The 25,864-nt window shown below is 67.0% G+C and carries 22 protein-coding genes; 11 read left to right on the plus strand and 11 right to left on the minus strand.

What is annotated here, in order from left to right:
• Nucleotides 1–97: 97 nt before the first annotated feature.
• The 4 genes from R5H30_RS16130 (at nucleotide 98) to R5H30_RS16145 (ending at nucleotide 3,775) form a co-directional block, all read left to right on the plus strand.
• Nucleotides 98–805 (plus strand): DUF484 family protein, encoded by a 708-nt coding sequence (locus R5H30_RS16130; RefSeq protein WP_318329552.1) that lies wholly within the window; start codon nucleotides 98–100, stop codon nucleotides 803–805.
• Nucleotides 802–1,749: a tyrosine recombinase XerC gene (locus tag R5H30_RS16135; protein WP_318329553.1), complete on the plus strand. Its 948-nt coding sequence runs from the start codon at nucleotides 802–804 to the stop codon at nucleotides 1,747–1,749. The genes R5H30_RS16130 and R5H30_RS16135 overlap by 4 nt, the downstream gene beginning before the upstream one ends.
• A gap of 85 nt (nucleotides 1,750–1,834) precedes the next feature.
• Complete coding sequence (locus R5H30_RS16140; RefSeq protein WP_318329554.1) at nucleotides 1,835–2,530, plus strand: CDP-alcohol phosphatidyltransferase family protein; 696 nt, start codon at nucleotides 1,835–1,837, stop codon at nucleotides 2,528–2,530.
• 195 nt (nucleotides 2,531–2,725) lie between these two features.
• The gene (locus tag R5H30_RS16145) at nucleotides 2,726–3,775 is read left to right on the plus strand and encodes a YeeE/YedE family protein (protein WP_318329556.1); all 1,050 of its coding nucleotides are present in this window, start codon (nucleotides 2,726–2,728) and stop codon (nucleotides 3,773–3,775) included.
• 9 nt (nucleotides 3,776–3,784) lie between these two features.
• Here R5H30_RS16145 and R5H30_RS16150 read toward each other — a convergent pair whose 3' ends face one another.
• The 7 genes from R5H30_RS16150 to R5H30_RS16180 form a co-directional block, all read right to left on the minus strand.
• Nucleotides 3,785–4,183 carry a hypothetical protein gene (locus R5H30_RS16150; protein ID WP_318329557.1) on the minus strand — a complete coding sequence of 133 codons (399 nt, stop codon included), beginning with the start codon at nucleotides 4,181–4,183 and terminating at the stop codon, nucleotides 3,785–3,787.
• A 108-nt stretch (nucleotides 4,184–4,291) separates the two neighbouring features.
• Nucleotides 4,292–4,747: a methylated-DNA--[protein]-cysteine S-methyltransferase gene (locus R5H30_RS16155; RefSeq protein ID WP_318329558.1), complete on the minus strand. Its 456-nt coding sequence runs from the start codon at nucleotides 4,745–4,747 to the stop codon at nucleotides 4,292–4,294.
• Between the two features lie 80 nt (nucleotides 4,748–4,827).
• Nucleotides 4,828–7,743 carry an isoleucine--tRNA ligase gene (gene ileS / locus R5H30_RS16160; RefSeq protein ID WP_318329559.1) on the minus strand — a complete coding sequence of 972 codons (2,916 nt, stop codon included), beginning with the start codon at nucleotides 7,741–7,743 and terminating at the stop codon, nucleotides 4,828–4,830.
• 189 nt (nucleotides 7,744–7,932) lie between these two features.
• On the minus strand, nucleotides 7,933–9,549 hold the full coding sequence (locus R5H30_RS16165) for an FAD-dependent oxidoreductase (RefSeq protein ID WP_318329560.1): 1,617 nt from the start codon (nucleotides 9,547–9,549) through the stop codon (nucleotides 7,933–7,935).
• Nucleotides 9,550–9,560: 11 nt separating this feature from the next.
• Nucleotides 9,561–10,559, minus strand: a complete 999-nt coding sequence (locus tag R5H30_RS16170; RefSeq protein ID WP_318329561.1) for a YcjF family protein — start codon at nucleotides 10,557–10,559, stop codon at nucleotides 9,561–9,563.
• Nucleotides 10,552–11,007 carry a GNAT family N-acetyltransferase gene (locus tag R5H30_RS16175; protein ID WP_318329562.1) on the minus strand — a complete coding sequence of 152 codons (456 nt, stop codon included), beginning with the start codon at nucleotides 11,005–11,007 and terminating at the stop codon, nucleotides 10,552–10,554. Before R5H30_RS16175 ends, R5H30_RS16170 begins: the two co-directional genes overlap by 8 nt.
• Nucleotides 11,004–12,416 (minus strand): YcjX family GTP-binding protein, encoded by a 1,413-nt coding sequence (locus R5H30_RS16180; protein ID WP_318329563.1) that lies wholly within the window; start codon nucleotides 12,414–12,416, stop codon nucleotides 11,004–11,006. Before R5H30_RS16180 ends, R5H30_RS16175 begins: the two co-directional genes overlap by 4 nt.
• Nucleotides 12,417–12,536: 120 nt before the next feature.
• Between R5H30_RS16180 and truA the strand changes: the two genes are divergently transcribed.
• Nucleotides 12,537–13,313, plus strand: coding sequence for a tRNA pseudouridine(38-40) synthase TruA (gene truA / locus R5H30_RS16185; RefSeq protein ID WP_318329564.1), 777 nt, complete (start codon nucleotides 12,537–12,539; stop codon nucleotides 13,311–13,313).
• A 528-nt stretch (nucleotides 13,314–13,841) separates the two neighbouring features.
• On the opposite strand, the gene R5H30_RS16190 is transcribed toward truA, so the two are convergent.
• The 3 genes from R5H30_RS16190 to R5H30_RS16200 all read right to left on the minus strand — a co-directional run bounded on the left by R5H30_RS16190 (nucleotide 13,842) and on the right by R5H30_RS16200 (nucleotide 16,412).
• Nucleotides 13,842–14,516 carry an anti-sigma factor gene (locus R5H30_RS16190; RefSeq protein WP_318329566.1) on the minus strand — a complete coding sequence of 225 codons (675 nt, stop codon included), beginning with the start codon at nucleotides 14,514–14,516 and terminating at the stop codon, nucleotides 13,842–13,844.
• Nucleotides 14,513–15,055, minus strand: coding sequence for a sigma-70 family RNA polymerase sigma factor (locus tag R5H30_RS16195; protein ID WP_318329787.1), 543 nt, complete (start codon nucleotides 15,053–15,055; stop codon nucleotides 14,513–14,515). The genes R5H30_RS16190 and R5H30_RS16195 overlap by 4 nt, the downstream gene beginning before the upstream one ends.
• Nucleotides 15,056–15,176: 121 nt before the next feature.
• Complete coding sequence (locus R5H30_RS16200; RefSeq protein WP_318329567.1) at nucleotides 15,177–16,412, minus strand: acyl-CoA dehydrogenase family protein; 1,236 nt, start codon at nucleotides 16,410–16,412, stop codon at nucleotides 15,177–15,179.
• An 84-nt stretch (nucleotides 16,413–16,496) separates the two neighbouring features.
• Between R5H30_RS16200 and R5H30_RS16205 the strand changes: the two genes are divergently transcribed.
• From R5H30_RS16205 to R5H30_RS16230, 6 genes are all read left to right on the plus strand, one after another.
• Nucleotides 16,497–17,513 carry a phosphotransferase family protein gene (locus R5H30_RS16205; RefSeq protein WP_318329568.1) on the plus strand — a complete coding sequence of 339 codons (1,017 nt, stop codon included), beginning with the start codon at nucleotides 16,497–16,499 and terminating at the stop codon, nucleotides 17,511–17,513.
• 7 nt (nucleotides 17,514–17,520) lie between these two features.
• Nucleotides 17,521–18,420: a LysR family transcriptional regulator gene (locus R5H30_RS16210; protein WP_318329569.1), complete on the plus strand. Its 900-nt coding sequence runs from the start codon at nucleotides 17,521–17,523 to the stop codon at nucleotides 18,418–18,420.
• A 78-nt stretch (nucleotides 18,421–18,498) separates the two neighbouring features.
• Nucleotides 18,499–20,586 (plus strand): hydantoinase/oxoprolinase family protein, encoded by a 2,088-nt coding sequence (locus tag R5H30_RS16215; protein WP_318329570.1) that lies wholly within the window; start codon nucleotides 18,499–18,501, stop codon nucleotides 20,584–20,586.
• Nucleotides 20,583–22,280: a hydantoinase B/oxoprolinase family protein gene (locus tag R5H30_RS16220; RefSeq protein WP_318329571.1), complete on the plus strand. Its 1,698-nt coding sequence runs from the start codon at nucleotides 20,583–20,585 to the stop codon at nucleotides 22,278–22,280. Before R5H30_RS16215 ends, R5H30_RS16220 begins: the two co-directional genes overlap by 4 nt.
• A gap of 2 nt (nucleotides 22,281–22,282) precedes the next feature.
• Nucleotides 22,283–23,473, plus strand: a complete 1,191-nt coding sequence (locus R5H30_RS16225; protein WP_318329572.1) for an NAD(P)/FAD-dependent oxidoreductase — start codon at nucleotides 22,283–22,285, stop codon at nucleotides 23,471–23,473.
• A 66-nt stretch (nucleotides 23,474–23,539) separates the two neighbouring features.
• The gene (locus R5H30_RS16230) at nucleotides 23,540–24,379 is read left to right on the plus strand and encodes an NAD-dependent epimerase/dehydratase family protein (protein WP_318329573.1); all 840 of its coding nucleotides are present in this window, start codon (nucleotides 23,540–23,542) and stop codon (nucleotides 24,377–24,379) included.
• 39 nt (nucleotides 24,380–24,418) lie between these two features.
• On the opposite strand, the gene R5H30_RS16235 is transcribed toward R5H30_RS16230, so the two are convergent.
• On the minus strand, nucleotides 24,419–25,789 hold the full coding sequence (locus tag R5H30_RS16235; RefSeq protein WP_318329574.1) for an MATE family efflux transporter: 1,371 nt from the start codon (nucleotides 25,787–25,789) through the stop codon (nucleotides 24,419–24,421).
• Nucleotides 25,790–25,864: the final 75 nt, after the last annotated feature.

A 25,864-nucleotide genomic window follows, 5' to 3' on the forward strand; every position in this document is an offset into this window, starting at 1 on the left:
CGGCAACACACGCGTCACGGACCGGTGGCAAGCCGTGGAAAATCGCGGATTTCTCGGGCCGCCCGTGCTATCGCAGCCCCAATAACGAGAGTGCAGGATGAGCAGCAGCCCGAAGATCGAGGACGCCCTTCGCGAGGCCATCATTACCCAACCAGCCGTCATCCTCGATGACGCCGACCTGATGCGGGCGTTGATTGCGGCCAATGAAAAGGCGATGGGCGAAAACATCGTCGACCTGCGCGGCATCGCGATGGAACGTCTCGAGCGCCGGCTCGACCGGCTCGAGGATACACATCGCTCCGTCATCGCGGCGGCTTACGAGAACCTTGCCGGAACCAACCAGATCCACCGCGCCATCCTGAAACTTCTCGACCCGCCGGATTTCCAGGCCTTCCTGCAGACCCTCGACGGCGACATCGCCGAAATCTTGCGGGTAGATTGCGTCCGGCTCGTGCTGGAATCGAAGCTCGACGAGGACGACGCGACGATCCGGCGGCTCGGCAACGTGCTGCGCATCGCCGGACCCGGTTTCATCGACGACTACCTCGGGGAGGCCAGCCGTGCCGCCGTGCGCCCGGTGAGCCTGCGCCGTGTCGACAAGGCCTGCGAACGCGTCTACGCCAGCCGCGCGCCGCTTATCCACTCCGAGGCGTGCCTGCGGCTCGACTTCGGCGAGGGCCGCCTGCCCGGCCTGCTGGTGCTTGGCGCGCGCGATCACGACATGTTCGGCGCACAGCAGGGCACCGACCTGCTGGTCTTTCTAGCCGGAGTGTTCGAACGCCTGATGCGGCGCTGGCTGTCATGAGCCCGCGCGTGGCAGCAGCGCAGGACGGGCTGATCAGCCCGGCGGCGCATGATGCCCTGCAGGCCTGGCTGGCCGCGCAGAGCGCCTTGAAGGGCGCGGCGGAAAACACCGTGACGGCCTACCGCGGCGACGTCGTCGAGTTTCTCGCCTTCATGACCGCGCACAAGGCGGAACCGCAGGGGCTTGGCGCGCTGGCGCGGATCACCGTCAGCGACATGCGCGCCTGGATGGCGCGGATGCGTGGAGCGGGCCTCGGGTCACGCTCGCTGGCGCGCAAGCTTTCGGCGGTCAAGGCCTTCTATCGCTGGCTGGCCGAGCGCGAGGGGTTCGAACCCACTGCCGTGCTGGCGACACGCGGTCCGAAATTCCAGAAAAAGCTGCCGCGCCCGCTGTCGGAAACGGCCGCGCGGGACATCATCGAGCGCGTCGAAAGCCAATCCGACATCTCGTGGATCGCGGCACGCGACGTGGCCGTACTGACCCTGCTCTGGGGCTGCGGCCTGCGCATTTCGGAGGCCCTCGGCCTCAAGGCGGAAGATGCGCCGCTGGCCAGCAGCCTGCGCATCCACGGCAAAGGCGGCAAGGAACGGGTCGTGCCCGTTCTGCCGGTGGCCCGGCAGGCCGTCGACGAATACCTGCAACTCTGTCCGCATCCTGCCCGGACCGGTGATCCGCTGTTCCGCGCGGTCCGGGGCGGGGCGCTCAACCCGCGGACGATCCAGAAGGTCATGGCCGAGGCCCGCATGGCCTGCGGCCTGCCCGCTTCGGCGACGCCGCACGCGATGCGCCACAGCTTCGCCACCCACCTGCTCGACGCCGGCGGCGACCTGCGCGCGATCCAGGAATTGCTCGGCCACGCCTCGCTGTCGACGACGCAGGCCTATACCGCCGTCGATACCGCGCGCCTGATGGAGGTCTATCGCAACGCCCATCCAAAGGCGTGACCCGTTCCGTCCGCCTGCCCGGCAGCACGCGCGCCCGGCGCATTTTCTTTTGCATCCCCGGCAAGCTTGAACCACAAGAGCCCGCATGACCCTCAAGTTCAAAGCGCTTCTCGTCCACCTCTTCACGGCCACCGGCGCAGTCTTTGCGATGCTCGCGATGCTGGCCGCGGTCGCTGCCGAATGGGACCTGATGTTCCTCTGGCTCGTGGTCGCCTTCTTCGTCGACGGCATCGACGGGCCGCTGGCGCGCAAATACGACGTCAAGGTCAACTCGCCGAACTTCGACGGCGTGCTGCTCGACCTGATCATCGATTACCTGACTTACGTCTTCATCCCCGCTTTCGCGCTGTTCCAGTCCGGGCTGATGGACGGCTGGAGCGGCTGGGTGATGATCATCATCATCACCTTCGCCTCGGCGATGTATTTCGCCGACAACCGGATGAAGACCAAGGACAATTCCTTCGCCGGATTTCCGGGTTGCTGGAACATGCTTGTACTGGTCCTTTTCGCGCTCAAGCCGTCTTGGGAGATCTGCCTCGTGATCGTGACGCTGCTTGCCATCGCCATGTTCACACCGCTGAAGTTCGTCCACCCCGTGCGCACCGAACGCTGGCGCGGCATCACGCTGCCGATGGCGATTGCCTGGACGTTCTTCGCGGGCTGGGCCGCCTGGGTCGACTTCCACCCCGAAAGCTGGGCGCATTGGGGGCTGGTCGTCACCAGCCTCTACCTGCTGTTCGCCGGCATCGCGCAACAACTCATCCCGCAAAAGCGCGCGTGACGTCCGCGCAGTCGCAAATAGGAACAAGGGCTCCGCAAGGCTGCCAGAATCCCATATCGGCGGGCCGACGGGTCACGCCGCCGGAACACAATTCCGCAAAATGGCCGAAAAGCGGAACGGGCTGACCGTCGCCGACCATTGATTTTCGGTGATCGAAGACGCAAGTGAGCGGCGGGTTTTTCCGTCGGAGCTGTCATGCTTATCGAGACATTTGATTTCGGCGTCGAGGTGCGCGCGTTGCATCTGCTTTTGGGCCTCGCGCTGGGCGCGATCTTCGGTATTGCTGCACAGATTTCGCGGTTCTGCCTGCGCCGCGCAGTGGCCGGAGCGCCAGGCGAACGCGGCTCGGCCACCGGTGTCTGGCTTGCGGCCTTCGCAACGGCGATGCTGGCGCTGCAGCTGTTTGTCGCGGCAGGGCTTGCGGACCTTGGCGATCATCGCTGGTACGCGGCCGATCTGCCGCTTGTTGGGCTCGTCGTGGGCGGGCTGGCCTTTGGCATCGGCATGGTCCTGACGCGCGGCTGCGTTTCGCGCCTGACGGTTCTCGCCTCTGGCGGCAACCTGCGCGCGTTGGGCGTGATCTTGGTTTTCACCATTGTCGCCCATGCGACACTCAAGGGCGTTCTGGCGCCGCTGCGCACGGCGCTGACGTCCGTTACCGTCAACGCCCCGTATGCGGCGCCGTCCGAGCTGCCGGGCGGGGCGCTTCTCTGGGCCGTGGCTCTGGCGCTGCCGGCCCTGTTTCTCGCCATGCGCTCAACCGCGCGCCGCCGTGACCTCGCCCTGGGCGGATTGATCGGACTGCTTGCGGCGGTTGGCTGGGCCATGACGTCGGTGCTGTTGATGGACGCGTTCGAACCGCAGCCGGTGCAAAGCCTCGCCTTCACCCTGCCGTGGAGCGACACGCTGTTCTGGACCATCGCCTCGACCTCGATCCAGCCCGGCTTTGGCGTCGGCCTTGTCGCGGGGGTGATCGGCGGCGCCTTCCTGTCGGCCCTGGCGCGCGGCGAGGCTAAACTCGAAAGCTTCGAGACCCCGCGCCAGACACTGCGCTACCTTGCCGGGGCGGTCCTGATGGGCATCGGCGGCGTTCTAGCCGGCGGTTGCTCGGTCGGCGCCGGTCTGTCGGGCACCGCGACGCTCTCGCTTGCCGCGTTGATCGTGCTTGCGGCGATCGTCATCGGCGCCAAGGCGACCGGCCTGGCGCTGGAGCGGAACGAACGGGCGCTGCACGCCGCCGCCTGAGCCCGGCGCTCAGCCACGCTCGCACCCCTCGATGCGAAACACGTGCACCGAGACGTGCCGTCGATGCGTGCCGATGTGCGGGTTCCTGCCGTAGAAGAGATTGCGCGTCGTCACCACCGCCACTGCCCCGGCGCCAGGTTTGCCGGCTGACACGTTGAGCTGCGTCGGGGCCGCCATGGGCGCCGCGGTTTTGCCGTAGCATTCCATTGAGTGTCCCGCGGGATGCGCCGGACAGTCGAAGGTCAGCGTCCGACCGGACACCAGGATGATTGCCTGATTCTCCGGCACCAGTTCGCGCAACAGAAGCGTGGTCGAATCTTCTCCCGGAAGCTGCCGCAAGCTGCAGGATGTGTCGGCCTGCGCCGTCGCCGCCCAAATGGCGGACAGGATGACCGGAAGATGTTTCATGCGCGCCCCTTCGCAAGCCCCGCGCCGGCCGGCCGACACGGCCGCCGGCAGAAGTCGGGAGAAAGTATAGCACGGAACCGCGCGGGATGCGCCTGCGGCCCCCGGCTCTCAGATAAGCAACCCTGCCGCCTTCTCGTGGCGCAGGAGCGCGACCTTGGTCTCGATCCCCTGCCCGCCCGAGAAGCCGGTCAGCCCCTTTGCCCCCATGACCCGGTGGCAGGGGATGATGACCGGGATCGGGTTGGCCCCACAGGCCTGACCGACGGCCTGCGCGGTCACGCCGAGATCCTTCGCGATATCGCCGTAGGTGCGGGTCTCGCCAAAGCGGATCGCCGCGATGGCGGCGCAGACATCGCGCTGGAACTCCGAGGCATCGACACGCAGCGGCAGGTCGAAAACCTGGCGATCACCGTCGGCGTATTCGCGCAGCTGGCGCGACGCCTCGTGCAGCAGGGGCGTGGGCTCGTCCTCGAATGCCGCTCCCCAGGTCACGCGCACGATCGCGCCATCCGCCTCGAAGAGGCGAAGCGTTCCGAAGGGTGTATCGACACTTGCGCGGGCCATGGCGTCAGAGTGCGCGTGGCGTGCCATCGCCGCAACCCGGATCCTGCGCTTTTGTCGGGCGGCCCTAAGGCCGCCCGGTCTCAGGCGCTCAGCGCCCCTTCGCAGCGTCCGCAGACGCCGTCATGCGCGTGCGTGCCGACGTCCGGCAACACCTTCCAGCAGCGGGCACATTTCTGACCGTCAGCCTTTGCGAAGACGACCGCCACGCCCGGCACTTCCGGCAGGGTGAAGGCGCCCGTCTCGGCGGGTGCGTCGGTGACGGTGATCTGCGAGGTGATGCAGATGTCCTCGAAGGGCAGCACCGCGAGATCGGCCCGCAGAGTATCGTCGGACACATGCACGACCGGCGCGGCTTCGAGAGACGCCCCGATCACCTTCTCGGTCCGCGCCACTTCCAGCGCCGCCGTGACCACGCGACGCGCGGCACGGATGCCCGCCCAGCGTCTGGCCAGCGCCTCGTCGCGCCATTTGGCCGGCGTCTCGGGGATGTCGACCAGATGCACCGAGCTGCCCTCGCCCGGGTAGCGCGTCAGCCAGACGTCCTCCATCGTGAACACCAGGATCGGCGCCAGCCATGTCGTCAGCCGGTGGAACAGCAGGTCGAGCACGGTCCGTGCGGCGCGGCGCTGAAGCGTATCGCCGTCGCAGTAGAGCGCATCCTTCCGGATGTCGAAGTAGAACGCCGACAGGTCGACCGTGGCGAAGGTGAAGACCGCCTGGAACACTTCCTGGAAATCAAAGCGCGCGTACCCGTCGCGAACCTTGGCATCGAGTTCGGCCAGCCGGTGCAGCACCCAGCGTTCGAGCTCGGGCATGTCGGCAGGCGCGACCCGGTCGGCCTCGCTGAAGTCGCCCAGCGAGCCCAGCATGAAGCGCAAGGTGTTGCGCAGGCGACGGTAGCTGTCGGCGACCCCCTTCAGGATCTCCGGCCCGATGCGCTGGTCGGCGGTGTAGTCGGTCTGCGCGACCCAGAGCCGCAGGATGTCGGCCCCGTACTGCTGCACGACCTTCTCCGGCGCGATGATGTTGCCCAGCGACTTCGACATCTTCATGCCCTTCTCGTCGAGCGTGAAGCCGTGGGTCACCACGTTGCGGTAGGGCGCGCGGCCCATCGTGCCGCAGGCCTGCAGCAGCGAGGAATGAAACCATCCGCGGTGCTGGTCGGTGCCTTCCATGTAGACGTCGGCGATGCCGTCCTCGGTGCCGTCCGCGCGATCGCGCAGCACGAAGGCATGGGTCGAACCACTGTCGAACCAGACGTCGAGGATGTCGGTCACCTGTTCGTATTCCGCAGGATCGACCGTGTTGCCGAGGAACCGATCCTTGGCACCGGGCTTGTACCACGCATCGGCGCCTTCCGCTTCGAAGGCGTCGAGGATGCGTGCGTTGACCTCTTCGTTGCGCAGCAGGAAGTCGGCGTCGTCGGGTTTCGCGCCGACCTTGGTGAAACAGGTCAGCGGCACGCCCCAGGCGCGCTGGCGCGACAGCACCCAGTCGGGACGGACCTCCATCATCGAATGCAGGCGGTTGCGACCCGTGCGCGGCGTCCAGGCCACCAACTCGTCGATCGAGCGCAGCGCACGCTCGCGGATCGTGGTGCCGTAGCTGTCCTGCCCGTCGCCCACGGCGCGGTCGATGGCGGCGAACCATTGCGGACGGTTGAGGCGGATCACCGGGGCCTTCGAGCGCCAGGAGTGCGCATCCGAGATGGTGATGCGCTTCAGCGCCAGCAGCGCGCCGGGTTCCTTCAGCTTCTCGATGACGGCCTTGTTCGCGCCGCCCGGCTTGCCGTTCGGGCGCACGACCTGTTCGCCGCCGAAGAACGGCAGGTCGGCGCGGAAGGAGCTGTCGTCAAGGATGTTGAAGGTCATCGGCAGACCGTTCTTCAGTCCGATCTGGTAGTCGTCGTCACCGTGGCTCGGCGCGGTGTGCACGAAGCCCGTGCCCGCGTCGTCGGTGACGTGATCGCCCGGCAAGAGCGGCACGTCGAAGCCCCATTCACTCTCGGCGCCATCGATGCCGCGCAGCGGGTGCGCGCAGACCAGATTCGTAAGGTCTTCCACCGTCACGTCGCTCAGGCGTCGATACATGCCAGCGTCGAGCCGTCCGGCCGCAAAGATCCCTTCCGCGAGGTCGTCGGCCACGATGTAGCGGTCGCCGATCGAGGCCCAGCACTCCTCGGGCCGTCCGGTGACCTCGTAGAGCCCGTAGGAGATCTCGGGCCCGAAGCAGATCGCGCGGTTCTGCGGGATCGTCCAGGGCGTGGTCGTCCAGATCACCACGTCGGTCCGGGTCTTTGTGTAAAGCGCATCGCCCGCGACGACCGGGAACTTCACCCAGATCGCCTCGGTCTGGCGGTCGTGATACTCGACCTCGGCCTCGGCCAGCGCGGTCTTTTCCACCGGCGACCACATCACCGGCTTGGAACCCTGGTAGAGCGTGCCGTTCATCAGGAAGGTCTGGAATTCCTCGGCGATCACGCGCTCGGCGTGGAAATCCATCGTGAGGTACGGGTCTTCCCAGTTGCCGGTGATGCCAAGCCGCTTGAACTCCTCGCGCTGGATGTCGACCCAGCCTTCGGCGAACTTCCGGCATTCCTGACGGAAATCGACCACGTCGACCTTGTCCTTGTCCTGACCCTTCGCGCGGTACTGCTCTTCGATCTTCCACTCGATCGGCAGGCCGTGGCAGTCCCAGCCCGGCACGTAGCGGGAATCGAATCCCATCATCTGGTGCGAGCGCACGATCATGTCCTTGATCGTCTTGTTCAGCGCATGTCCGATGTGCAGGTGCCCGTTGGCGTACGGCGGCCCGTCATGCAGCGTGAAGGGCTTGCGCCCCGCCTTCTCGCGCAGGCGGTCGTAGATGCCGATGCGCTCCCAGCGCGCCAGCCACTCCGGCTCGCGCTGGGGCAGGCCCGCCCGCATCGGAAAATCCGTCTTGGGCAGGTTGAGGGTATCCTTGTATTCAGGCTTGTCGGTCGTCTCGGCGCACATGGTCTGCGTCCTTCGTGTCGTCTGTCGATGTCGCGGATTCGGTCGGTGCGAGAGGCTCGAACACCTTGTCCCGGCGTCTCAAGTGTCAGAGCGCCGGGGATATAATTCGAATGATGAGCGCAACGTGGCGTTTCATGCCCGCGCTTATAGGCGCCGCACCCCATGGGAACAAGCCAAAACGGGGGCGGCTCAGGCGTGCACGTGGTCCCAGACCGCGGACATCACCACCGACCCCTCGCCCACCGCCGAGGCCACGCGCTTGACCGATCCCGCGCGCACGTCGCCCACCGCGAAGACCCCCGGGCAGGAAGTCTCATAGGTGGTGCGCCCGCCCGCCTGCTGGCCAGTCACCACGAACCCCTTGTCGTCGAGATCGACAAGGCCCGAAAGCCATCCCGTGTTCGGCGCGGCACCTGCCATGACGAAAAGCGCCGAGGTTTTGAGCCGCCAGTCCTGCCCGGAGGCCTTGTCACAGATCGTGACGCCTTCCAGAACCGCATCGCCGTGCAATTCGAGGACTTCGGTGCGGGTGTGCACCGTGATATGCGGGTGGCTCGTCAAGCGCTGCACGAGGTAGTCGGACATCGAGGAGGCGAGCGCCGCGCCGCGCACGAGGACATGCACATGGGCGCATCCCCGGGCGAGGAACATCGCCGCCTGACCGGCCGAGTTGCCGCCCCCGATCACGGCGACTTCCTGATCGCGGCACCAGCGCTGTTCGAGCTCGGTCGCGGCGTAGTAGACCCCGGCCCCCTCGAACCGTTCGAGCCCCTCGAGCGGCAGTCGCCGGTATTGCACCCCGGTCGCCACCACCAGCGCCTTGGCGCTGATCTCGCCGCCGTCCTCGAGCTTGGCGTGAAAGTACTTGTCGCCGCATTGCCGCAAGGCCTCGACGCGACGCGGCACGGCGAAACGGGTGCCGAACTTCATCGCCTGAACCTCGCCGCGACCTACGAGATCGCCGCCGGAGATGCCGGTGGGAAAGCCCATGTAGTTCTCGATCCGACTCGACGTGCCCGCCTGTCCGCCGATGGCGAGGTCTTCCAGCACCAGCGCCGAAAGCCCCTCGGCCCCGGCATAGACGCCGGCGGCCACGCCGGCAGGACCACCTCCGACAATCAGAACGTCGTGGAATGTGTCACCTTGCGTGGACAGGTCAAAGCCCAGCGTCTCGGCCACACCGCGCGGCGTCGGCGGCTCGATCTTGCGCTCCCGCCCGAAGATCACGCCCGGTTCGGCTTCCGCCAGCCCGCATTCGGCGGCAAGCGCCTTGGCCTCGTCGCTGTCCAGAGCAATCTCGCGGAACGGGATCCGGTTGCGCGCGGCGAAACCGGCGACGTGGCGAATGTCCCGGCTCACCTCCGCCCCGATCAGGGTCAGCGCACCGTCGGAATCCTCCAGCGCGCGTCGGCGGCGCGCCGCGAAGACCGTCACGATGATGTCGCCCATCTCGGGGATGTCGGACATGAGCTTGAGCACGGTCTGCCGGGGCACACAAAGCACCTCGCTTTGCTCACAGGCGCGCAGGCCGGACAGCGACAACCCGCCCGAGAGAAACGCCAGTTCGCCCCCGAACTGGCCGGGACCGAGCGTGGCAATGCCGTAGCGTTGGCCGGTGCGGACATCGACGGCCTCGACCTCCCCCGACATCACGTAGTGGAAAAGTTCGATGGCTTCGCCCGGTTCCTGGACGAAATCTCCAGCCTCGAAGCGCCGGATCTCGCCGGCCCGCCTCAGTGCCGCGACATGCTCGGGCTCCAGCGGCGTGCGCACCATCGTGGCGAGATCGGCTGCAAATCGTTCCATCGGACGTTTCCCTACCCGCGGTCGAACAGCCCGGTGAGGCTGCGTTTGACGATATCCCGCACCCGCGGCCTCGGACGATGTGCAAAGGCCACCGGCCGGCAGACTTCCATCGCGGCAACGCCGACGCGGGCCGTCAGCGCGCCGTTCACCAGACCCTCGCCGAAGCGGCGCGAAAGCCGGGCGAGGATCGTGCCGCCCAGGATCGGCTCCAGCATGTCGTCGCCGGCGGCGACCGCCCCGGTCGCGACGAGATGCGTCATCACCGCCCGCGCCAGCCGCCAGTTGCCCAGCGTGCCCGAGCGTCCGCCATAGATCTCGGCGATGCGCCGGATCATGCGCAGGTTGGCGTTGAGTGCCGCGGCCACATCGGCGAAGGCCAGTGGCACCAGCGCCGTGACCGCGGCCACCTGGCGCGCTGCCGCCTCGACCTCGCGCGTGGCCATCGCGTCGAGCGGGCCCAGAAGCTCGGCCTCGGCCAGTTCCATCAGCGCCGCCGGATCGAGCTGATCGCCCTGCAGCGCCGCGAAACGCTCGCGGCCCCATCGCAGCTCTTCGCGCCGCGCGTAGAGACCTTCGAGCCGTTCGGTGACCGCACGGGCATCGGCGAGCGTGCCCGAGGCCAGCGCGGCGTCGGCCTCGCGCCGGATCGCGTCGATGCGCGCGAGGCGTCCGAAGCCCGCGATCTCGCGCAGGGCCAGCGCCAGCACCACAACGAGAAAGGCCATCACCAGCGCCGCCACGGCGTAGCCCAGCAGCGGGGTCGATGCGATCAGACCGGTGACGAACTCCCAAGCCGCGATCGACACCACGGTGCCGACCAGCGCCGCGGCCAGCCCCCAGAACCAGCGCACGAGGCGCGAGCGCGGGCGCGCCGAAAGTTTCGCCGCCATCTGCATCGCCGCGCCGCGCGGCGGCGGGAGTTCGGCCTCGGGGACGGGCGGCGCGTCGGCCACCGACACCTCCGGCGCCGCGTCGGCCTCGATGTCGAACAGGATCGGTCCCTTAGCCATCGTAGCCTCCCGCGGTCCATTCCAGCCGCACGTCGGGCAGCCCGGTGTCGTTGAGCGCCCCGTCGCTGCACGCGGTCTCGACGAACCCGCGGCGCCGATAGAACCGGCGCGCACCGCCGTTGCGCCGATAGCTCCAGAGCCCGAGCCGCGCTTCTTGCGCCTTGGCGCAGGCCAGCAGCGCCGTCCCGATGCCCCGCGATTGCGCGGCAGGCACGAGGTAGAGGCCGTGGATCTCGCCACCGTCGCGCGCCAGAAAGCCGACGACGCCTTCGCCCTGGCGCGCCACGTCGACCCAGCCCGCGTCGATCATGTCGCCGGCGAACCGCACTTCCTCGGCGCGGCTGTGAACACGCGGCAGCCAGTCGAGCGCATCGTTCGCCGCCGACAGTACCGCACCGACCGCTCCTGCATCGAGCACCCGGGCCGGTTCGATCACGAGACCCGTCACAGCCGGTCCCCCAGCAGGAACTGCGCCGCCCGATCGAGCCGGATGTGCGGCGGCCCGTCACCCGGCCGCAAGGTCAGCGGGGCGGGCGCGAAGCTCATGATCCGGTAGTCCTGGTCGAGCCACTTCTCCGCGCCCGCCTTGGCCGGCGACAGCAGGTGACCGGGATCCTGCGGCAACTCGCCCGGATAGAAGGCGGCCTGTTTTCCGGTCTCAAGCAGCGTGCCGCGAACCACGTCGAGCGTGCGCCCGTCGTGTTCGCGCGTCTCCTCGGTCGTCGCCCGGAGCGCCGCGATCGACATCGCCGCGGTTTCGGCCCCGGCGAACTGGGCGCGGTCCACCGCGCCGCGCACCAGCGCCTCCATGAAGGCGGTGAGCCGCGGATGCTGGGCGTGGTGTAGATGATCCGCCTTGGTTGCGGCAAAAAGGATCTTCTCGACACGCTTGCCCGTGAAGATCTGGGTTAGGAAAGCGTTGCGACCTGGCCGGAACGCCCCGAGAATATCGGTCATTGCGCCGCGCATGTCCTCGACGGCGCGCGGTCCCTTGTGGATCGCGCCCAGCGCGTCCACCAGCACGACCTGCCGGTCGATGCGGGCGAAATGGTCGCGGAAGAAGGGTTTGACCACCTGCCGCTTGTAGGCCTCGAAGCGCCGTGCCATCTCGCGCCGGAGCGAGCCGCGCGGGGATGCGCCCTCGGGCAGCGGCGCAAAGGTCAGAACCGGCGACCCGGCAAGATCGCCCGGCAGCAGGAAGCGACCCGGTGTGCAGTCGGAGTAACCGGCGGTACGTGCCGCCGTGAGGTAGTCCGTGAAGCGGTCGGCGAGTGCCCGCGCCTGCGGTTCGTCGAGTTTGGCAGCCGCATCGGTCTCGCCCGCCAGCGCGCGGAACGCCGCGGCCTCGGGCCGGTCCGCCAGCCGGGTCAGAACCTCGGCGGACCAGGCGTCGTAGGTTTTCTCAAGCAATCCGAGGTCGAGCAGCCACTCGCCGGGATAGTCGACGATGTCGATATGCACGGTCCTCGGGCCCTTGAGCCCGGCCAGCAACCCGGCCCGCCGCACCCGCAACGACAGGCGCAGTTCCGAGATCGAGCGCGTGCTGTCTGGCCAGCGTGGCGCACGTGCCGTCAGATCCGCGAGATGGCTCTCGAAATCGAAACGCGGCAGGGTGTCGTCGGGCTGCGGCTGCAGGTAGGCCGCCTCGATCCGGCCCTCGGCGGCGGCGACGAGCTGCGGCATGCGTCCGCGGTCGAGCAAGTTGGCGACAAGCGAGGTGATGAACACCGTCTTGCCCGAGCGCGCCAGCCCGGTCACCCCGAGACGGATCACCGGTTCGAACAATGTCTCGTTCACCGAATCCTGCAGCGTCTCGACCTGCCGCAGCATCGAATCGGCAATCGTGGAAATGACCAAGACCAGTGCGCCCTTGCGAAACCCGTGTTCTCTCTACATAGGCCCCGGTTCGCCGGCTTGCCAGAGGCCCGCGCCGGCCCGCGGTTTGACCCGCGCCGCGCCGCGCGCTAGGGGCATCTCATGCCCCGGTACGCGCTGCAGATCGAATATCACGGCGGCCCGTTCTCGGGCTGGCAGCGGCAGGATGCGCAACCGTCGGTGCAAGGGGCGATCGAGGCGGCCCTCACCAAGCTCGAACCGCGCGCCCACACGATCGCCGCTGCAGGGCGCACCGATGCAGGGGTGCACGCTTTGGCACAGGTCGCGCATTGCGACATGGAGAGGACCTGGGACCCGTTCCGCCTGTCTGAAGCCCTGAACTATCATCTCAAGCCCGCCCCGGTGGCGATCACCGCCTGCGCCGAGGTCGCGCCGGACTGGCACGCACGGTTCTCGGCGCAGGAGCGACGTTACCTTTTCCGCATTCTCGTGCGGCGCGCCCCGGCGACGCACCAGGCCGGACTGGTCTGGCAGGTCAAGAACGACCTCGACGTCGCGGCCATGCAGGCAGGCGCGCAATATCTTCTGGGCCGGCACGACTTCACGACCTTCCGCTCGACCATGTGCCAGGCGCAAAGCCCGGTCAAAACTCTCGATCACCTGACCGTCACGCGCGTCGAGACCCGGGCCGGCACCGAGATCGAATGCGACGTGCGGGCGCGCTCTTTCCTGCACAACCAGGTGCGCAGCTTCGTCGGGACGCTGGAGCGCGTCGGCGCCGGGGCCTGGTCGCCGGAAGACGTGCGCACCGCGCTCACGGCGCGCGACCGTGCGGCCTGCGGCCCGGTCTGCCCGCCCGAAGGCCTATACCTCGCAGGTGTGAGCTACGCGGACGATCCCTTCGCAGCCTGGGGATAAGGCGTTCGAGGGCGACAGCGCGAATTCGGCTCATAGGTTCACGTCGCGCATGGGAATTCATCCCCAACGTCCAAGAGTGTAAAGAAATTTTTGCCTGTGTAAGCTCACCGCGCCGTGACCGAGCCAAGCTGCGCCACGCGGCCGCGGCATTTACCATTTTGCCGTGAGGCGCCAGTTTTTCGCAATGATGCAGGTGTCGCGATGCCGAGTTTGACCGGATCCGATTTGACAGGTCACTTGTCCACAGTGCGATCCGATAAAAACCGGCGGGCCGGGGAATACATTGCCCCCGGCCCGCCCATACTCGATACACGGAATTTCCCAAACTCGTTACCCGACACATGCACCGTCTCCGTCGCGAATGACCACGAGCAGCGCCGGTGCGTCCGGATATACGACGCGGCGGCGGCGCGCCCTGCCGCCTCTGCGTCGCACCCGCGGGTCCTCCGTCCGGTACACCCGCAATCACGTTTGATCGGAGGACCGAGTTTCAGCGCGTCTAAACTTTTTTCGGGTGGGCGCCGCGCGTCAGAGTTCGGAGACCTCGCCGGCGGCGAGCACATCGCCCGTCGGCGCCCCGGTGGGCGATCCGCCGGGCGGTTCGTCACTGACGGCGAGGGTCAGCTGCGAAGCAATCGGTTTGAGATCGTCGGGAAACGGCACGTGGATCATGCCGTCTTCGGGCAGAAGGCCAAGCGAGACCGGCGCGGCGTCGGGCGCGATGGCCCAGACCTCGAGCACACGACCCGGGCGCGCGTCGCCCGCGATTCTGTTCAGCGCGAGCCCGTCGCGCACGGGGTCGTAGACGGCTAGCACGGTGACCTCGTCACCAGCGATCTGCGTGGCGAACAGCGGTACCGATCCCGGCGGCTGGAGCGTCTGCCAACCAAGAAAGGCCGCGAGCGCGAGCGCGGCGAGGCTGACACCCTGCCAAAGACCGGCGCGGCTGAAGACGGGCACGCGCCCGCCGCCGAAAAGTCGCGTGGCGATGGCCCTCTTGACCCGCCGCGGCGGTTTCACCGGCCCGATGTCGTCGGTCATCGCGGCGAGCCGCTCGTGCCAGGCCGCGACCGCGTCGGCGAAGTCGGGCTGATAGAAGGTCCGGTCGCGCACCTCCGCCAGTTCGTTCGGCGGCGTGAGACCCAGCGCGTATTCGGCAGCCAGACCGTCGAAATCCTCGGGGGTATCGGGTGTGTCGGTCATGACGACATGCACTCCCGCAGCGCGATCAGGCCGCGCCGCAGCCAGGTGCGCATGGTGTTGAGCGGCACCCGGAAGCGTTCGGCAAGTTCGGCGTAACTGTCACCGTCGAGATAGGCGCCGCGGATGGCCGCGCCGCGGTCCGTCGGCAGCGCATCGAGGCAATCGGTCAGTTTGCGGGCCTCCGAGGCGGCCACGGCCGACTGCTCGGGCGTAGGTCCATAGGCCACAAGTTCGCCGGGCACCGAATCCATGTCCGTGCGCCCTGCCTTGCGCGCGCGCACGCGGTCGATGGCGGTGTTGCGGGCAATAGTGATCAGCCATGTCATCGGGGACAGGCCGTTCGCGGCATAGCGATCGGCGTTGTTCCAAATTTTGACATAGGTATCCTGCATGGCGTCCTCGGCCGCGGCCCGGTTGTTCAAGACACGCAGGCAAATGCCGAATAGTTTCGACGAGGTGGCGTCATAGAGATCGTCGAAAGCCCTGCGGTCACGCAGCGCGACCCGCGCAATCAGCTGCTCGATCTGCGTTCGGTCCAACAAGCCCGGTCGCCCTCCGAAACCTTTCCAGGTCACTCGGGCCAGTACGTGACAGAACAAATGCGTTTGTCAAACAACACTTTCCGTTGCGCCGAACGCGTGCCCGCGGCGCCACGGCCCGTCAGACCGCGCGCTGGGTGTACCTTGCAAGTTCCGCGCGCGCGACCTGCCGGCGGTGCACGGCATCAGGTCCGTCGGCCAGCCGCAGCGTGCGCTGGTGCGTCCAGGCGCGCGCCAGCGGCGTGTCCTGAGAGATGCCCTGACCGCCGTGCATCTGCACCGCCTCGTCGATCACCTTGAGCGCCACGCGTGGCGCGATGACCTTGATCTGGCTGATCCAGGGCGCCGCGGCGCGTGCGTCGCCCTGGTCCATCATCCAGGCCGCCTTGAGGCAGAGCAGACGCGCCATTTCGATCTCCATGCGCGCCTCAGCGATGATGTCGTAATTCGCGCCAAGCTGCGCCAGGGGTTTGCCAAAGGCCTCGCGGTCGAGGCTGCGTCGGCACAGCAGTTCCAGCGCCGCCTCGGCCTGCCCGATGGCGCGCATGCAATGGTGGATGCGCCCCGGCCCCAGCCGGCCCTGCGCGATCTCGAAGCCACGCCCCTCGCCCAGCAGCATGTTCTCGACCGGCACCCGGACTTTCGTGAAACGGATATGCATGTGCCCGTGCGGCGCGTCGTCCTGTCCGTAGACCATCATCGGGCGCAGCACCTCGATGCCAGGCGTGTCGGCGGGCACCACGATCATCGCGTGGCGCTTGTGTCTGGGCAGGTCCTCCCCGCCGGTGCGCACCATGACGATATAGACCTTGCAGCGCGGGTCGCCGGCGCCGCTCGCCCACCATTTCTCGCCATCCAGCACATATGCGTCGCCGTCCCGCTTGCAGATCATCTCGAGATTCGTCGGATCCGACGAGGCGACGTCGGGCTCGGTCATCAGGTAGGCCGAGCGGATCTCTCCGGCCAGAAGCGGCGTCAGCCAGCGGTCCTTCATCGCGTCCGAGCCGTAGCGTTCGAACACCTCCATGTTGCCGGTATCCGGCGCCGAACAGTTGAAGACCTCGGCCCCGAGCGGCGTGCGGCCCATTTCTTCGGCGAAATGCGCGTATTCCACCGTGGAAAGCCCCAGTCCCCGCGCGCTGTCGGTCAGCCAGAAGTTCCAGAGCTCCGCGGCCCTCGCCTTTTCCTTGAGCCCTTCGAGAATTTCGGTCTGGCGCGCGGTGAACTGCCAGCGATCGCCGGTGTCGATCTCGGCATGGTATGCGGCCTCGAGCGGGATCACCTCGTCGCGGATCATCGCCTTGACCCGTTCCAGCATCTCACGCACCTGTGGTCTGACCGCGAAACTCATTTCCATGTCCGCCTCCCTGCCCGCCGGGTCTTTCCCCGCGGCGCCAGACTTGCTTAGATCGCCCAACCTGTCCATGCCGCCGGGATCGCGATGCACCAGTACGACCAGACCGACCTTCAGGACTACCTGCGCGCTTATGTCGAGGGTTTCGACCGGCTCGACGCTATCGAGAAATTTTCGGACGGCCAGTCGAACCCGACCTACAAGGTGACCAGCGGCGACAGGCGCTTCGTGCTGCGCGCCAAGCCGCCGGGCAAGCTTTTGAAATCCGCCCATGCCGTCGACCGCGAATTCCGGGTCATGCGGGCGCTGGCGGAGACCGATGTGCCGGTTCCGCGCGTGTTGCATCTGAGCGAGGCGGAGAGTCCATTTGGCACGCAGTTCTACGTCATGGACATGATCGACGGCCGCATCTTCTGGGACCCTGCCCTGCCGGAGCTTGATGCGTCGGTCCGCGCACGGATTTACGACGACATGAACCGGGTGCTCGCGGCCCTGCATTCGGTTGATGTGGCGGCGGCGGGTCTTTCGGATTTCGGCAAGCCCGGCAATTACTTCGCGCGCCAGACCGCGCGCTGGTCGGGCCAGTACCGCGACAGCGAGACCGAGCCGCTTGCCGACGTGGACTGGTTGATGGGCTGGCTCGACGATCACATGGTTGAGGACGACGGCACCATTTCGGTCGTGCATGGCGACTACCGGATCGACAACATGATCTTCGCGCCGGACCGCGAAGAGGTGCGGGCCCTGCTCGACTGGGAACTGTCGACCCTGGGCCACCCTTTTGCCGATCTCGCCTACCAGTGCATGCACTGGCGCCTGCCGCACAAGGGCGGCTTTCGCGGACTGGGCGGCGTCGACCGCGCGGACCTCGGCCTGCCCTCGGAAGAGGATTACGTGGCGCGCTACTGCGAGCGGCGCGGCATCGCGGCGCCGGAGAACTGGCGGTTCTACGTGGTTTTCTCGTATTTTCGCCTGCTGGCGATCCTGCAGGGCGTGCTGAAGCGCGCGCTCGACGGCAATGCCTCGAACCCGCGCGACGTCAGCCAGACCCGCGCGGTGGTCGAGCTCATGGCCCGCGACGCCCGGGCGCTCGCCGCGGCGTGAACCCGGCATGAACAGCGTCACCCTCAAACAGCTCGACGCCTTCGTGCAGGTGGCCGATCTCGGCAGTTTCCGGCGCGCGGCGGAACGGCTCAACACCACGCAGCCCAACATCTCGGCCCGCATTGCCGGGCTCGAGGCCACGCTGGGCGTGACCCTGATGGACCGCGATGCCGGGTCGGTCCGCCTGACCTCGCGCGGTCGGACGCTGCTGGACCATGCCCGCGACGTGCTTCGCTCGGTCGAGGCGATGCTGGGCGCGGTCGGGGACGCGGGCCTCGTGCAGGGGGTCATGCGGCTCGGGGTGACGGAGCTTGTCGTACACACCTGGCTTTCGACCTATCTCGGCGCGCTCAGGGAGCGCTTTCCGAACCTGCTCGTGGAGTTGACGGTCGATTTGTCCGCAGACCTGTCGAAGGCGCTGTTCGACAGATCACTGGACATGACCTTCCAGAACGGACCTTTCGGCCGGCAGATCAGCGGAACGGTCGAACTTGGCCTGCATCCCTACGTCTGGGTCGCCGGCGCGGTGCCCGATCTCGGGCAGGGCCGCCGGCTGGCAGCGACCGATCTTCTTGCGCATCCGATTCTCACCCATTCCCGCGGCACCCTGGCTTTCGATCAGATTTCCGCGCATTTCGCCGGAACCGGCGTGCGCCCGCGGCTCGTGCCCTCCTCGAACCTCGCGGCCTGCCTTCAGATGGCGCTCGACGGCTACGGGCTGGCCTGTCTGCCGCGTGCCATGGTTTGGGACGCACTGGCAACCGAACGCCTGCGCGAACTCGACTACGGGTGGACCCCGGACCCGCTCGGTTTTGCCGCGCGGTTCGATGCCGGGCGCGCAAGCGGCTACGTGGCCGACGCCGCGGAATTGGCCCGGGACATCGCGCTTGAAGATCGAAATTCCTGATCCAATCCATAGAATCGAAGAATTGGACGCGATCCTGTGCGCCGCGATAGCGTCGCGCGGAATGGATTCGGAGGCGATATGGGCAAGGCGGACATCCGGCTCGGCGTGGACATCGGTGGCACGTTCACCGACGTGGTTCTCGAGGTCGGCGCGCACCCGTTCTCGGCCAAGGTCCTGACCACCTACGCCGCGCCGGAGGACGCGATTCTCGACGGCATCGCGCAGGTCTGCGAAAAGGCCGGGATCGCGGCCGGGGACATCGGGCAGATAATCCACGGCACGACGCTGGCCACCAACGCGCTGATCGAACGGCGCGGGGCGAAGACAGCGCTGGTGACCACCAAGGGTTTCCGCGACGTGATCGAGATGCGCACCGAAAGCCGGTTCGAGCAGTACGACCTGAACCTCTGCCTGCCCGAACCGTTGCTGCCGCGTCAGCGGCGCTATGTCCTCGAAGAACGCGTCGGCGCGGACGGCGGTGTGCTGATCCCGCTCGACCGGGCGGAGGTCGAAAATCTGGCTGATACGCTTGCAAATGCCGGATACCAGAGCGTCGCGGTCGGATTCCTGCACAGCTATCTCAACGACACGCACGAACGCATGGTGCGCGACGTGCTGGCCAAGCGTCTTCCGGATGCGATGGTCTCGCTTTCTTGCGAAGTGAGCCCGCAGATGCGCGAGTACGAGCGCTTCAACACCACCGTCGCGAATGCCTACATCAAGCCGCTGATCAAGTCCTACCTTGGCCGGCTGGAAGATCGGTTGCGCGATGCGGGGGTCGACTGCCCGGTGTTCCTGATGCATTCGGGCGGCGGGATCATCAGTCTCGAAAGTGCCGCCGAGTTTCCCGTGCGCCTGGTCGAGTCCGGCCCGGCGGGCGGCGCCGTCTTTGCCAGCCACATCGCCGCGCGGCACGGGCTCGACAAGGTGCTCAGCTTCGACATGGGCGGCACCACGGCCAAGATCTGCCTGATCAAGAACCGCACGCCCAAGACCTCGCGCGTCTTCGAGGTCGCGCGCAGCTACCGGTTCAAGAAAGGCTCGGGCATGCCGATCTCGATCCCTGTGATCGACATGGTCGAAATCGGGGCGGGCGGCGGGTCGCTGGGATCCGTGGACGCGCTGCGCCAGATCCGTGTCGGTCCGGAAAGCGCGGGCTCCGAGCCCGGGCCGGCCTGCTATGGGCGTGGCGGTGCGCGGCCGGCGGTGACCGACGCCGACCTCGTGCTGGGCCGGCTCGACCCGGATGGCTTTGCCGGAGGCTCGATCCGGCTGCACCCGGACCGGTCCGAGGCGGCGCTGACCGCGGAAATCGGCGAGACGCTTGGCATGAACGCCGGCGAGGCCGCCTTCGGGCTGGCCGAAGTGGTGGACGAGAACATGGCCAACGCGGCACGCGTCCACGCGGTCGAGAACGGCGAGGACCTGTCGGAATACACCATGATCGCCTTCGGCGGCGCGGCCCCCCTGCACGCCGCCCGGCTTTGCGAAAAGCTCGGCGTGTCGCGCTGTCTCGTGCCCGAAGGCGCAGGCGTCGGCTCGGCGATCGGGTTCCTGCGCGCGCCCTTCAGTTTCGAGGCCAACCGGTCCGTTTACATGCGCCTGTCGCAATTCGATGCCGATGCGGTGCTTGCGTTGTTCGAGGACCTCGAGGCCGAGGCGGTGCGCTTCGTCCGCTCTTGCGACGCGGCGGCCGAAATCGCATCCGAATTCAAGCTATACATGCGCTACACCGGGCAAGGCTGGGAAATCCCCGTGGTTCTCGACGTGCAGGATGCACGCCAACCTGATGGCGGACGCTACCTGCAGCTTTTCGAGACCGCCTATGAAAAGCTTTTCGGTCGCACCGTCGAGGGGATGGATGTGGAAATCACTGTCTGGGCGGTCAACGCCACCACGCCGCAGGCAACCGCCGAGGCGTTGACCAGTGCGAAGCCGGCGGGCCCGGCACAGACGTCCGGAAGCCGCAACCTCTTCGACCCGGCGCTTGCGAGCACCGTCACCGCCGCGGTGATCGACCGCGAAACGCTTGCTCCGGGACAATCCGTCAGCGGACCCGCCGTCATCACGGAGGCCGAGACGACCATCATCGTACCGTCGAGCCGCATCGCGCTTGCGCAACCAGACGGAACCGTCGACCTTTTCGAGAAGGAGAGCGTGGCATGACCTCGGACGTCGCACACCAGGTGATGTGGAACCGCCTGATCTCGGTGGTCGAGGAACAGGCCCAGGCGCTTGTCCGTACGGCCTTCTCGACCTCGGTCCGAGAGGCCGGGGATCTCTCGGCCGGGGTCTACGACGGCGCGGGCCGGATGCTGGCTCAGGCGGTCACCGGTACGCCGGGCCATGTCAACGCGATGGCCGACGCTGTGGGACATTTCATCCGCCGGATCGGACGCGACAACATCTTCGAGGGTGATGTCTACATCACCAACGATCCGTGGGAAGGCACAGGGCACCTGCACGACATCACCGTGGTCACTCCGGCCTTTCACGATTCGAACTTCGTCGGTTTTTTTGCCTGCACCGCCCACATCGTCGATATCGGCGGGCGTGGGTTCGGTGCGGACGCGAATTCGATCTACGAGGAAGGCCTTTACATCCCGATCATGAAGTTCGCCGAGCGCGGTGCAGTGGACCGGACCTTGGTCAGTATCATCCGCGGCAACGTGCGCGAACCGGACCAGTTGATTGGAGATATCCACGCGCTTGCGACCTGCAACGAGATCGGCCAGCGCCGCCTGTCGGACATGATGTCGGAATTCGGCCTCGACACTCTGGAAGGCATTGCCGGATACATTCTCGACAACTCGCGCCGGGCCACACTCGAGCGCATCGCGGCCCTGAAGCCCGGTGGTGCAGACGGGGCGATGCGGATCGACGGCTATTCGAAGCCGGTGGACCTGAAGGTTCGGGTGGAGATCCACGCGGATCACATCTCCTGCGATTTCGCGGGTACCTCGGGGCTCGACCCCAAGGGCATCAACGTGCCGATGGTCTATACCAAGGCCTATGCCTGCTACGCGCTCAAATGCGCCATCGCGCCCGAGATTCCCAACAACGCGGCCTCGCTGGAACCGTTCCGGATCACGGCACCCGAAGGCTCGATCGTGAACGCCCCGCACCCAGCGCCCGTGGCCCTGCGCCACGTGATCGGTCACATGATCCCGGACACGGTCTTTGACGCGCTCGACAAGCTTTTGCCGGACACCGTGCCGGCCGAAGGCGCGGGCTGCCTCTGCAACTTCCAGCTTTCCCTGCGCCCGCGGACGGATGCCACGGCGCCGGCGCAGGCACGACGCGCCGAGGTGCTGACGTTCAATTCCGGCGGCTCGGGTGCGCGCCCCGGGCTCGACGGCATGAGTGCGACGGCCTTTCCCTCGGGCGTGATGACCATGCCGGTGGAGGCGACCGAGCACACCGGACCCGTCATCATCTGGCGCAAGGAATTGCGGCCCGATTCCGGCGGCGCGGGCCAGCGTCGCGGCGGGCTCGGTCAGTTCATGGACGTGGGCGCGACCGAGGGCCACGAATTCGACCTTTCGGCCATGTTCGACCGGGTGTCTCATCCGGCGCGCGGGCGTGCAGGCGGAGGCGCGGGAGCGCCGACCCGCATCGCGCGCAGCGACGGCGCTGGGATGCGCGGCAAGGGCCGGCAGTTCGTGCCGCACGGGGCGCGGGTCGAGATGGCCTTTCCCGGGGGCGGCGGTTACGGCGATCCGAAGGCCCGCGACCGGGCAGAGGTGGCGCGCGACCTCGCGCGGGGCTACATCAGCGAGGGCGCGGCCCGCAGCGAATACGGACTGGGCGACGCCGAGATCGCCGAGATCCGCGAGGCCGTGAACAAGGGAGAGGCCTGAGCATGGCGCCGAAACATGCAAGTTACGACGTCGTCATCGTAGGCGGCGGCATATACGGGGCGGCAGTGTCCTGGTGGCTGACCCGCACTCCGGGATTCCACGGACGCATCCTCGTCGTCGAGCGCGACCCGAGCTACGAGTTCGCCTCGACCAGCCACACCAACAGTTGCATCCGGCAGCAGTTCACCAACCCGCTCAACATCCGCATCTCGCAGTTCGGCGCGGAGTTCATCCGGAACTTCTCCGCGTTCATGGACGATGCGGAAGCCCCGCGGCTCGCGCTGCAATCCTTCGGCTATCTCTACCTCGCGGATCGGCCCGAAACGCTGGCAGCGCTGAAGGACGCGCAAGAAATCCAAGCCGCGCACGGCGCCGGGACGCGGCATCTGACGCGCGACGAGATCGCCGCGGCCTACCCGTTCTACGACCTCGATGGCATCCTTGGCGGCAATCACAACCTGCGCGACGAAGGTTATTTCGACGGCGGCACGATGTTCGACTGGTTCCGCCACAAGGGGCGTGCGAACGGCGTCGAATACCTGCACGACGAGGTGGTCGCGATGACGCGCAATGGCGCGCGCGTCGAAAGCGTGACGCTGAAATCGGGCGCGACGGTCGCCGCCGGTGTCGTCGTCAACGCCGCTGGCCCGCGCGCGGTTCTGACGTCGCGAATGCTGGGCATCGAGATGCCCGTCGAGCCACGCAAGCGCTACACCTACATCTTCGACGCCGCCGAGCCGCTCGACCGCGACCTGCCGCTGACCATCGACCCCTCTGGCGTGCACATGCGCAGCGACGGACGTTACTACATGGCCGGGGGCCATACCGACCATGATCCCGCCGTCGACTACACCGATTTCGGTGCCGACCATGCGCTCTGGGAAGAGAAGTTCTGGCCGGTGATCGCGGCACGGGTTCCGCAGTTCGAGAAGATCAAGCTCGTGAACATGTGGGTCGGGCATTATGCCTACAACACGCTCGACCAGAACGCGATCGTCGGGCCGCACCCCGAAATCCCGAACTTCCTCTTCGTCAACGGCTTTTCGGGACACGGGCTTCAGCAATCCCCGGCGATCGGACGCGGGCTGGCCGAATGGATCGCCTACGGCGAATACCGCAGCCTCGATCTTGCCGATTTCGGTTTCGAGCGCCTAAACACCGGACGCCCGTTCGTCGAAAAGGCCGTGATCTGAACACTTCGGCTTGCGCCGGTCGCGCGCCGGGCCATCATGCCGTAAATATCTGAAAAGGACCTCCTCATGCTGAAGAAACTCGTTCTCACCGGAGCCGCCGGCCGGCTCGGCTCGTACCTGCGCGAACCGCTGAGCGCCATGTGCGAGGAACTGGTCAGCACCGATATCGCAGAGGACATCGGCAGCCTTTATGACACCGAAAGCTACTTCCGGGCCGATCTTGCGAAAATGGACGAGATCGCTCCGGTCATCGAGGGCGCCGAGATGGTGGTGCATTTCGGCGCCATCGTCGACGAGAAGCCGTTCGAGGAACTTCTCGGCCCGAACTTCGTCGGTTCTTACAACGTCTGGGAGGCGGCCTACCGGACCGGGGCGCGCCGGGTGGTTTATGCCTCGTCGATCCACGCGGTGGGCATGCACCCCAAGCGTGACTGCATCGGCATCGACGCAGCCCACCGGCCCGACACGTTCTACGGTCTCGCAAAGTGCTTCACCGAGGATCTCGGCTCGATGTACTGGGACAAGCGGCAGCTCGAGTCCGTGCATCTGCGCATCCTGAGCTGCGCGCAGGTGACCTCGGCCCGCGCACTGGGATCCTGGCTCTCCTACGACGACCTGATCCAGTTGGTGACCCGGGCCGTCGACACGCCCTCGGTCGGGTTCTCGATCGTCTACGGCGTGTCCAACAACGACCGCGCACCGGTGGACAATTCCAAGGCCGCTTTCCTCGGGTACCGTCCCAAGGACAATGCCGAACAGTTCGCCGACACGATCCTCGCCGAGGCGCCCAAGGCCGACGTGACCGATCCCGGCGAGATGTGCCATGGCGGCCCCTTCGCCGCTGTCGATCTCGGCGAATCCGGTCTTGCGCAGATGACCATCGTCGACGACCGCAAGAAAACCTGAGCACCAGGCCTGACGCCTGCGGCACCGGCTTCGCAGGCGTCAGGCGGCCTGAACCGCACGTCCGAAGCGGGGCAGGACAACGGACCAGAACCGCGCGTTGAGCAGGATCGACGCGGCGCCTAGTCCGAAGACAAGCCCGAGCCAGACGCCGATCCCTTCCAGACCCCAGGTGAAGCCCAGAAGGTAGGAGGCGGGGATTCCCACCACCCAATAGCTGAACGCTGCATAGATCATCGGAACGCGCGTGTCCTGCACGCCGCGCAGAAGCCCCAGCGCCACGGCCTGCAACCCGTCGACAAGCTGGAACAGCGCCGCCATCGCCAGCAGCCAGATGCCGATGCTCAGGATCGCGGCGCGATCCGGGTCGCCGTCGAGGATGAACAGCGAGATCAGCGGCTCGGGCCAGCCAAGAAACAGCCCGATGGTCGCCAGCGCCATCAGCACCGACAGCGTGGTGACGACCACCGCCCCGCGCGCCATGTGGCCCGGGTCGGCACGTCCCAGCGCATTGCCGGCACGGATCGTGGCCACGTTACTGAGCCCGAGATGGACCATGAAGGTGATCGAAGCGAGTTGTACGGCGATCCCGTGCGCCGCGAGCGGCACGGTACCCAGCCAGCCCATCATGACCGCGGAGGCCGCGAACAGCCCCACCTCGGACAGCGAGGTCAGCCCGATGGGCAGGCCCAGCCGGAAGACCCGGGTCAGCATGCCCGGATCGGCGCGCCAGAGACGCTGGAAAAGGTTGTGCTGGGGCAGAACAGCCATGACGTAGATCACGAGCCCGACGAGCGAGACGGTCTGGGTGGAGACCGACGCGATGGCTGCCCCGCGCAGCCCAAGTTCGGGCGCGCCCCAGTTTCCGAAGATGAACGCGTAGTTCGCCAGGCCATTCACGACCGCGGCCACCAGCGTAATCCAGAGCACCATCTGCGTCCGCTCGAGCGCCGAGAGGTAGGACTTCAGCACCATGACCAGCAGCGCGGGCACGATGCCGAAACCGGCGATGGAGAGATAGGCCGCGGCGTCCGCCGCCAGCCCATCGCCCTGCCCCATCATCCGCAAAAGCGGCTCGGACCAGATCATCGGTGGTAGCACCAGCAACGCGAAACCCAGCGAAAGCCACATGCCCATTCGGGTGGCGCGGCGCAGGCCGGTCTCGTCGCCCTCGGCGTTGAAGGCGGCGACCAGCGGCATCACCGCCCATGCAAAGCCCGATCCGAAGATGAAGAGCACGAAGAAATAGGTCGACCCGAGCGTGACGGCGGCGAGCGATTCGACCCCGTACCAGCCAAGCATGACCGTGTCGGTCACACCGATCGCCATCTGCCCCAGGTGGCCACCGATCAGCGGCAGCCCCAGCGTCAGGATCGCGCGGACGTGACCCGGGTATGTCATCGACTGGCTCATGCCCTCCCTTAGACCGGCGCGAACGCCTGGGGAAGAGGTGGAATGAACCGGTCCCTCATGTTCGCCAGAGCGAGC

Origin of the sequence: Roseobacter sp. FCG-D35 (assembly GCF_033436665.1) — a bacterium.
GTDB lineage: Bacteria > Pseudomonadota > Alphaproteobacteria > Rhodobacterales > Rhodobacteraceae > JAWQFO01.

Excerpts from the sequence above, each read along its gene's own strand:
- R5H30_RS16165 (WP_318329560.1), bottom strand. The coding sequence starts at position 9,549 with ATGGAACGATTTGCAGCCGATCTCGCCACGATGGTGCGCACGCCGCTG.
- R5H30_RS16210 (WP_318329569.1), top strand. The coding sequence starts at position 17,521 with ATGAACAGCGTCACCCTCAAACAGCTCGACGCCTTCGTGCAGGTGGCC.
- ileS (WP_318329559.1), bottom strand. The coding sequence starts at position 7,743 with ATGTGCGCCGAGACGACCGACAAGCCTGAATACAAGGATACCCTCAAC.
- R5H30_RS16150 (WP_318329557.1), bottom strand. The coding sequence starts at position 4,183 with ATGAAACATCTTCCGGTCATCCTGTCCGCCATTTGGGCGGCGACGGCG.
- R5H30_RS16220 (WP_318329571.1), top strand. The coding sequence starts at position 20,583 with ATGACCTCGGACGTCGCACACCAGGTGATGTGGAACCGCCTGATCTCG.
- R5H30_RS16135 (WP_318329553.1), top strand. The coding sequence starts at position 802 with ATGAGCCCGCGCGTGGCAGCAGCGCAGGACGGGCTGATCAGCCCGGCG.
- R5H30_RS16130 (WP_318329552.1), top strand. The coding sequence starts at position 98 with ATGAGCAGCAGCCCGAAGATCGAGGACGCCCTTCGCGAGGCCATCATT.
- R5H30_RS16225 (WP_318329572.1), top strand. The coding sequence starts at position 22,283 with ATGGCGCCGAAACATGCAAGTTACGACGTCGTCATCGTAGGCGGCGGC.
- R5H30_RS16200 (WP_318329567.1), bottom strand. The coding sequence starts at position 16,412 with ATGGAAATGAGTTTCGCGGTCAGACCACAGGTGCGTGAGATGCTGGAA.
- R5H30_RS16155 (WP_318329558.1), bottom strand. The coding sequence starts at position 4,747 with ATGGCCCGCGCAAGTGTCGATACACCCTTCGGAACGCTTCGCCTCTTC.
- R5H30_RS16170 (WP_318329561.1), bottom strand. The coding sequence starts at position 10,559 with ATGGCTAAGGGACCGATCCTGTTCGACATCGAGGCCGACGCGGCGCCG.
- R5H30_RS16215 (WP_318329570.1), top strand. The coding sequence starts at position 18,499 with ATGGGCAAGGCGGACATCCGGCTCGGCGTGGACATCGGTGGCACGTTC.
- R5H30_RS16205 (WP_318329568.1), top strand. The coding sequence starts at position 16,497 with ATGCACCAGTACGACCAGACCGACCTTCAGGACTACCTGCGCGCTTAT.
- R5H30_RS16140 (WP_318329554.1), top strand. The coding sequence starts at position 1,835 with ATGACCCTCAAGTTCAAAGCGCTTCTCGTCCACCTCTTCACGGCCACC.
- R5H30_RS16145 (WP_318329556.1), top strand. The coding sequence starts at position 2,726 with ATGCTTATCGAGACATTTGATTTCGGCGTCGAGGTGCGCGCGTTGCAT.
- R5H30_RS16230 (WP_318329573.1), top strand. The coding sequence starts at position 23,540 with ATGCTGAAGAAACTCGTTCTCACCGGAGCCGCCGGCCGGCTCGGCTCG.
- R5H30_RS16235 (WP_318329574.1), bottom strand. The coding sequence starts at position 25,789 with ATGAGCCAGTCGATGACATACCCGGGTCACGTCCGCGCGATCCTGACG.
- truA (WP_318329564.1), top strand. The coding sequence starts at position 12,537 with ATGCCCCGGTACGCGCTGCAGATCGAATATCACGGCGGCCCGTTCTCG.
- R5H30_RS16190 (WP_318329566.1), bottom strand. The coding sequence starts at position 14,516 with ATGACCGACACACCCGATACCCCCGAGGATTTCGACGGTCTGGCTGCC.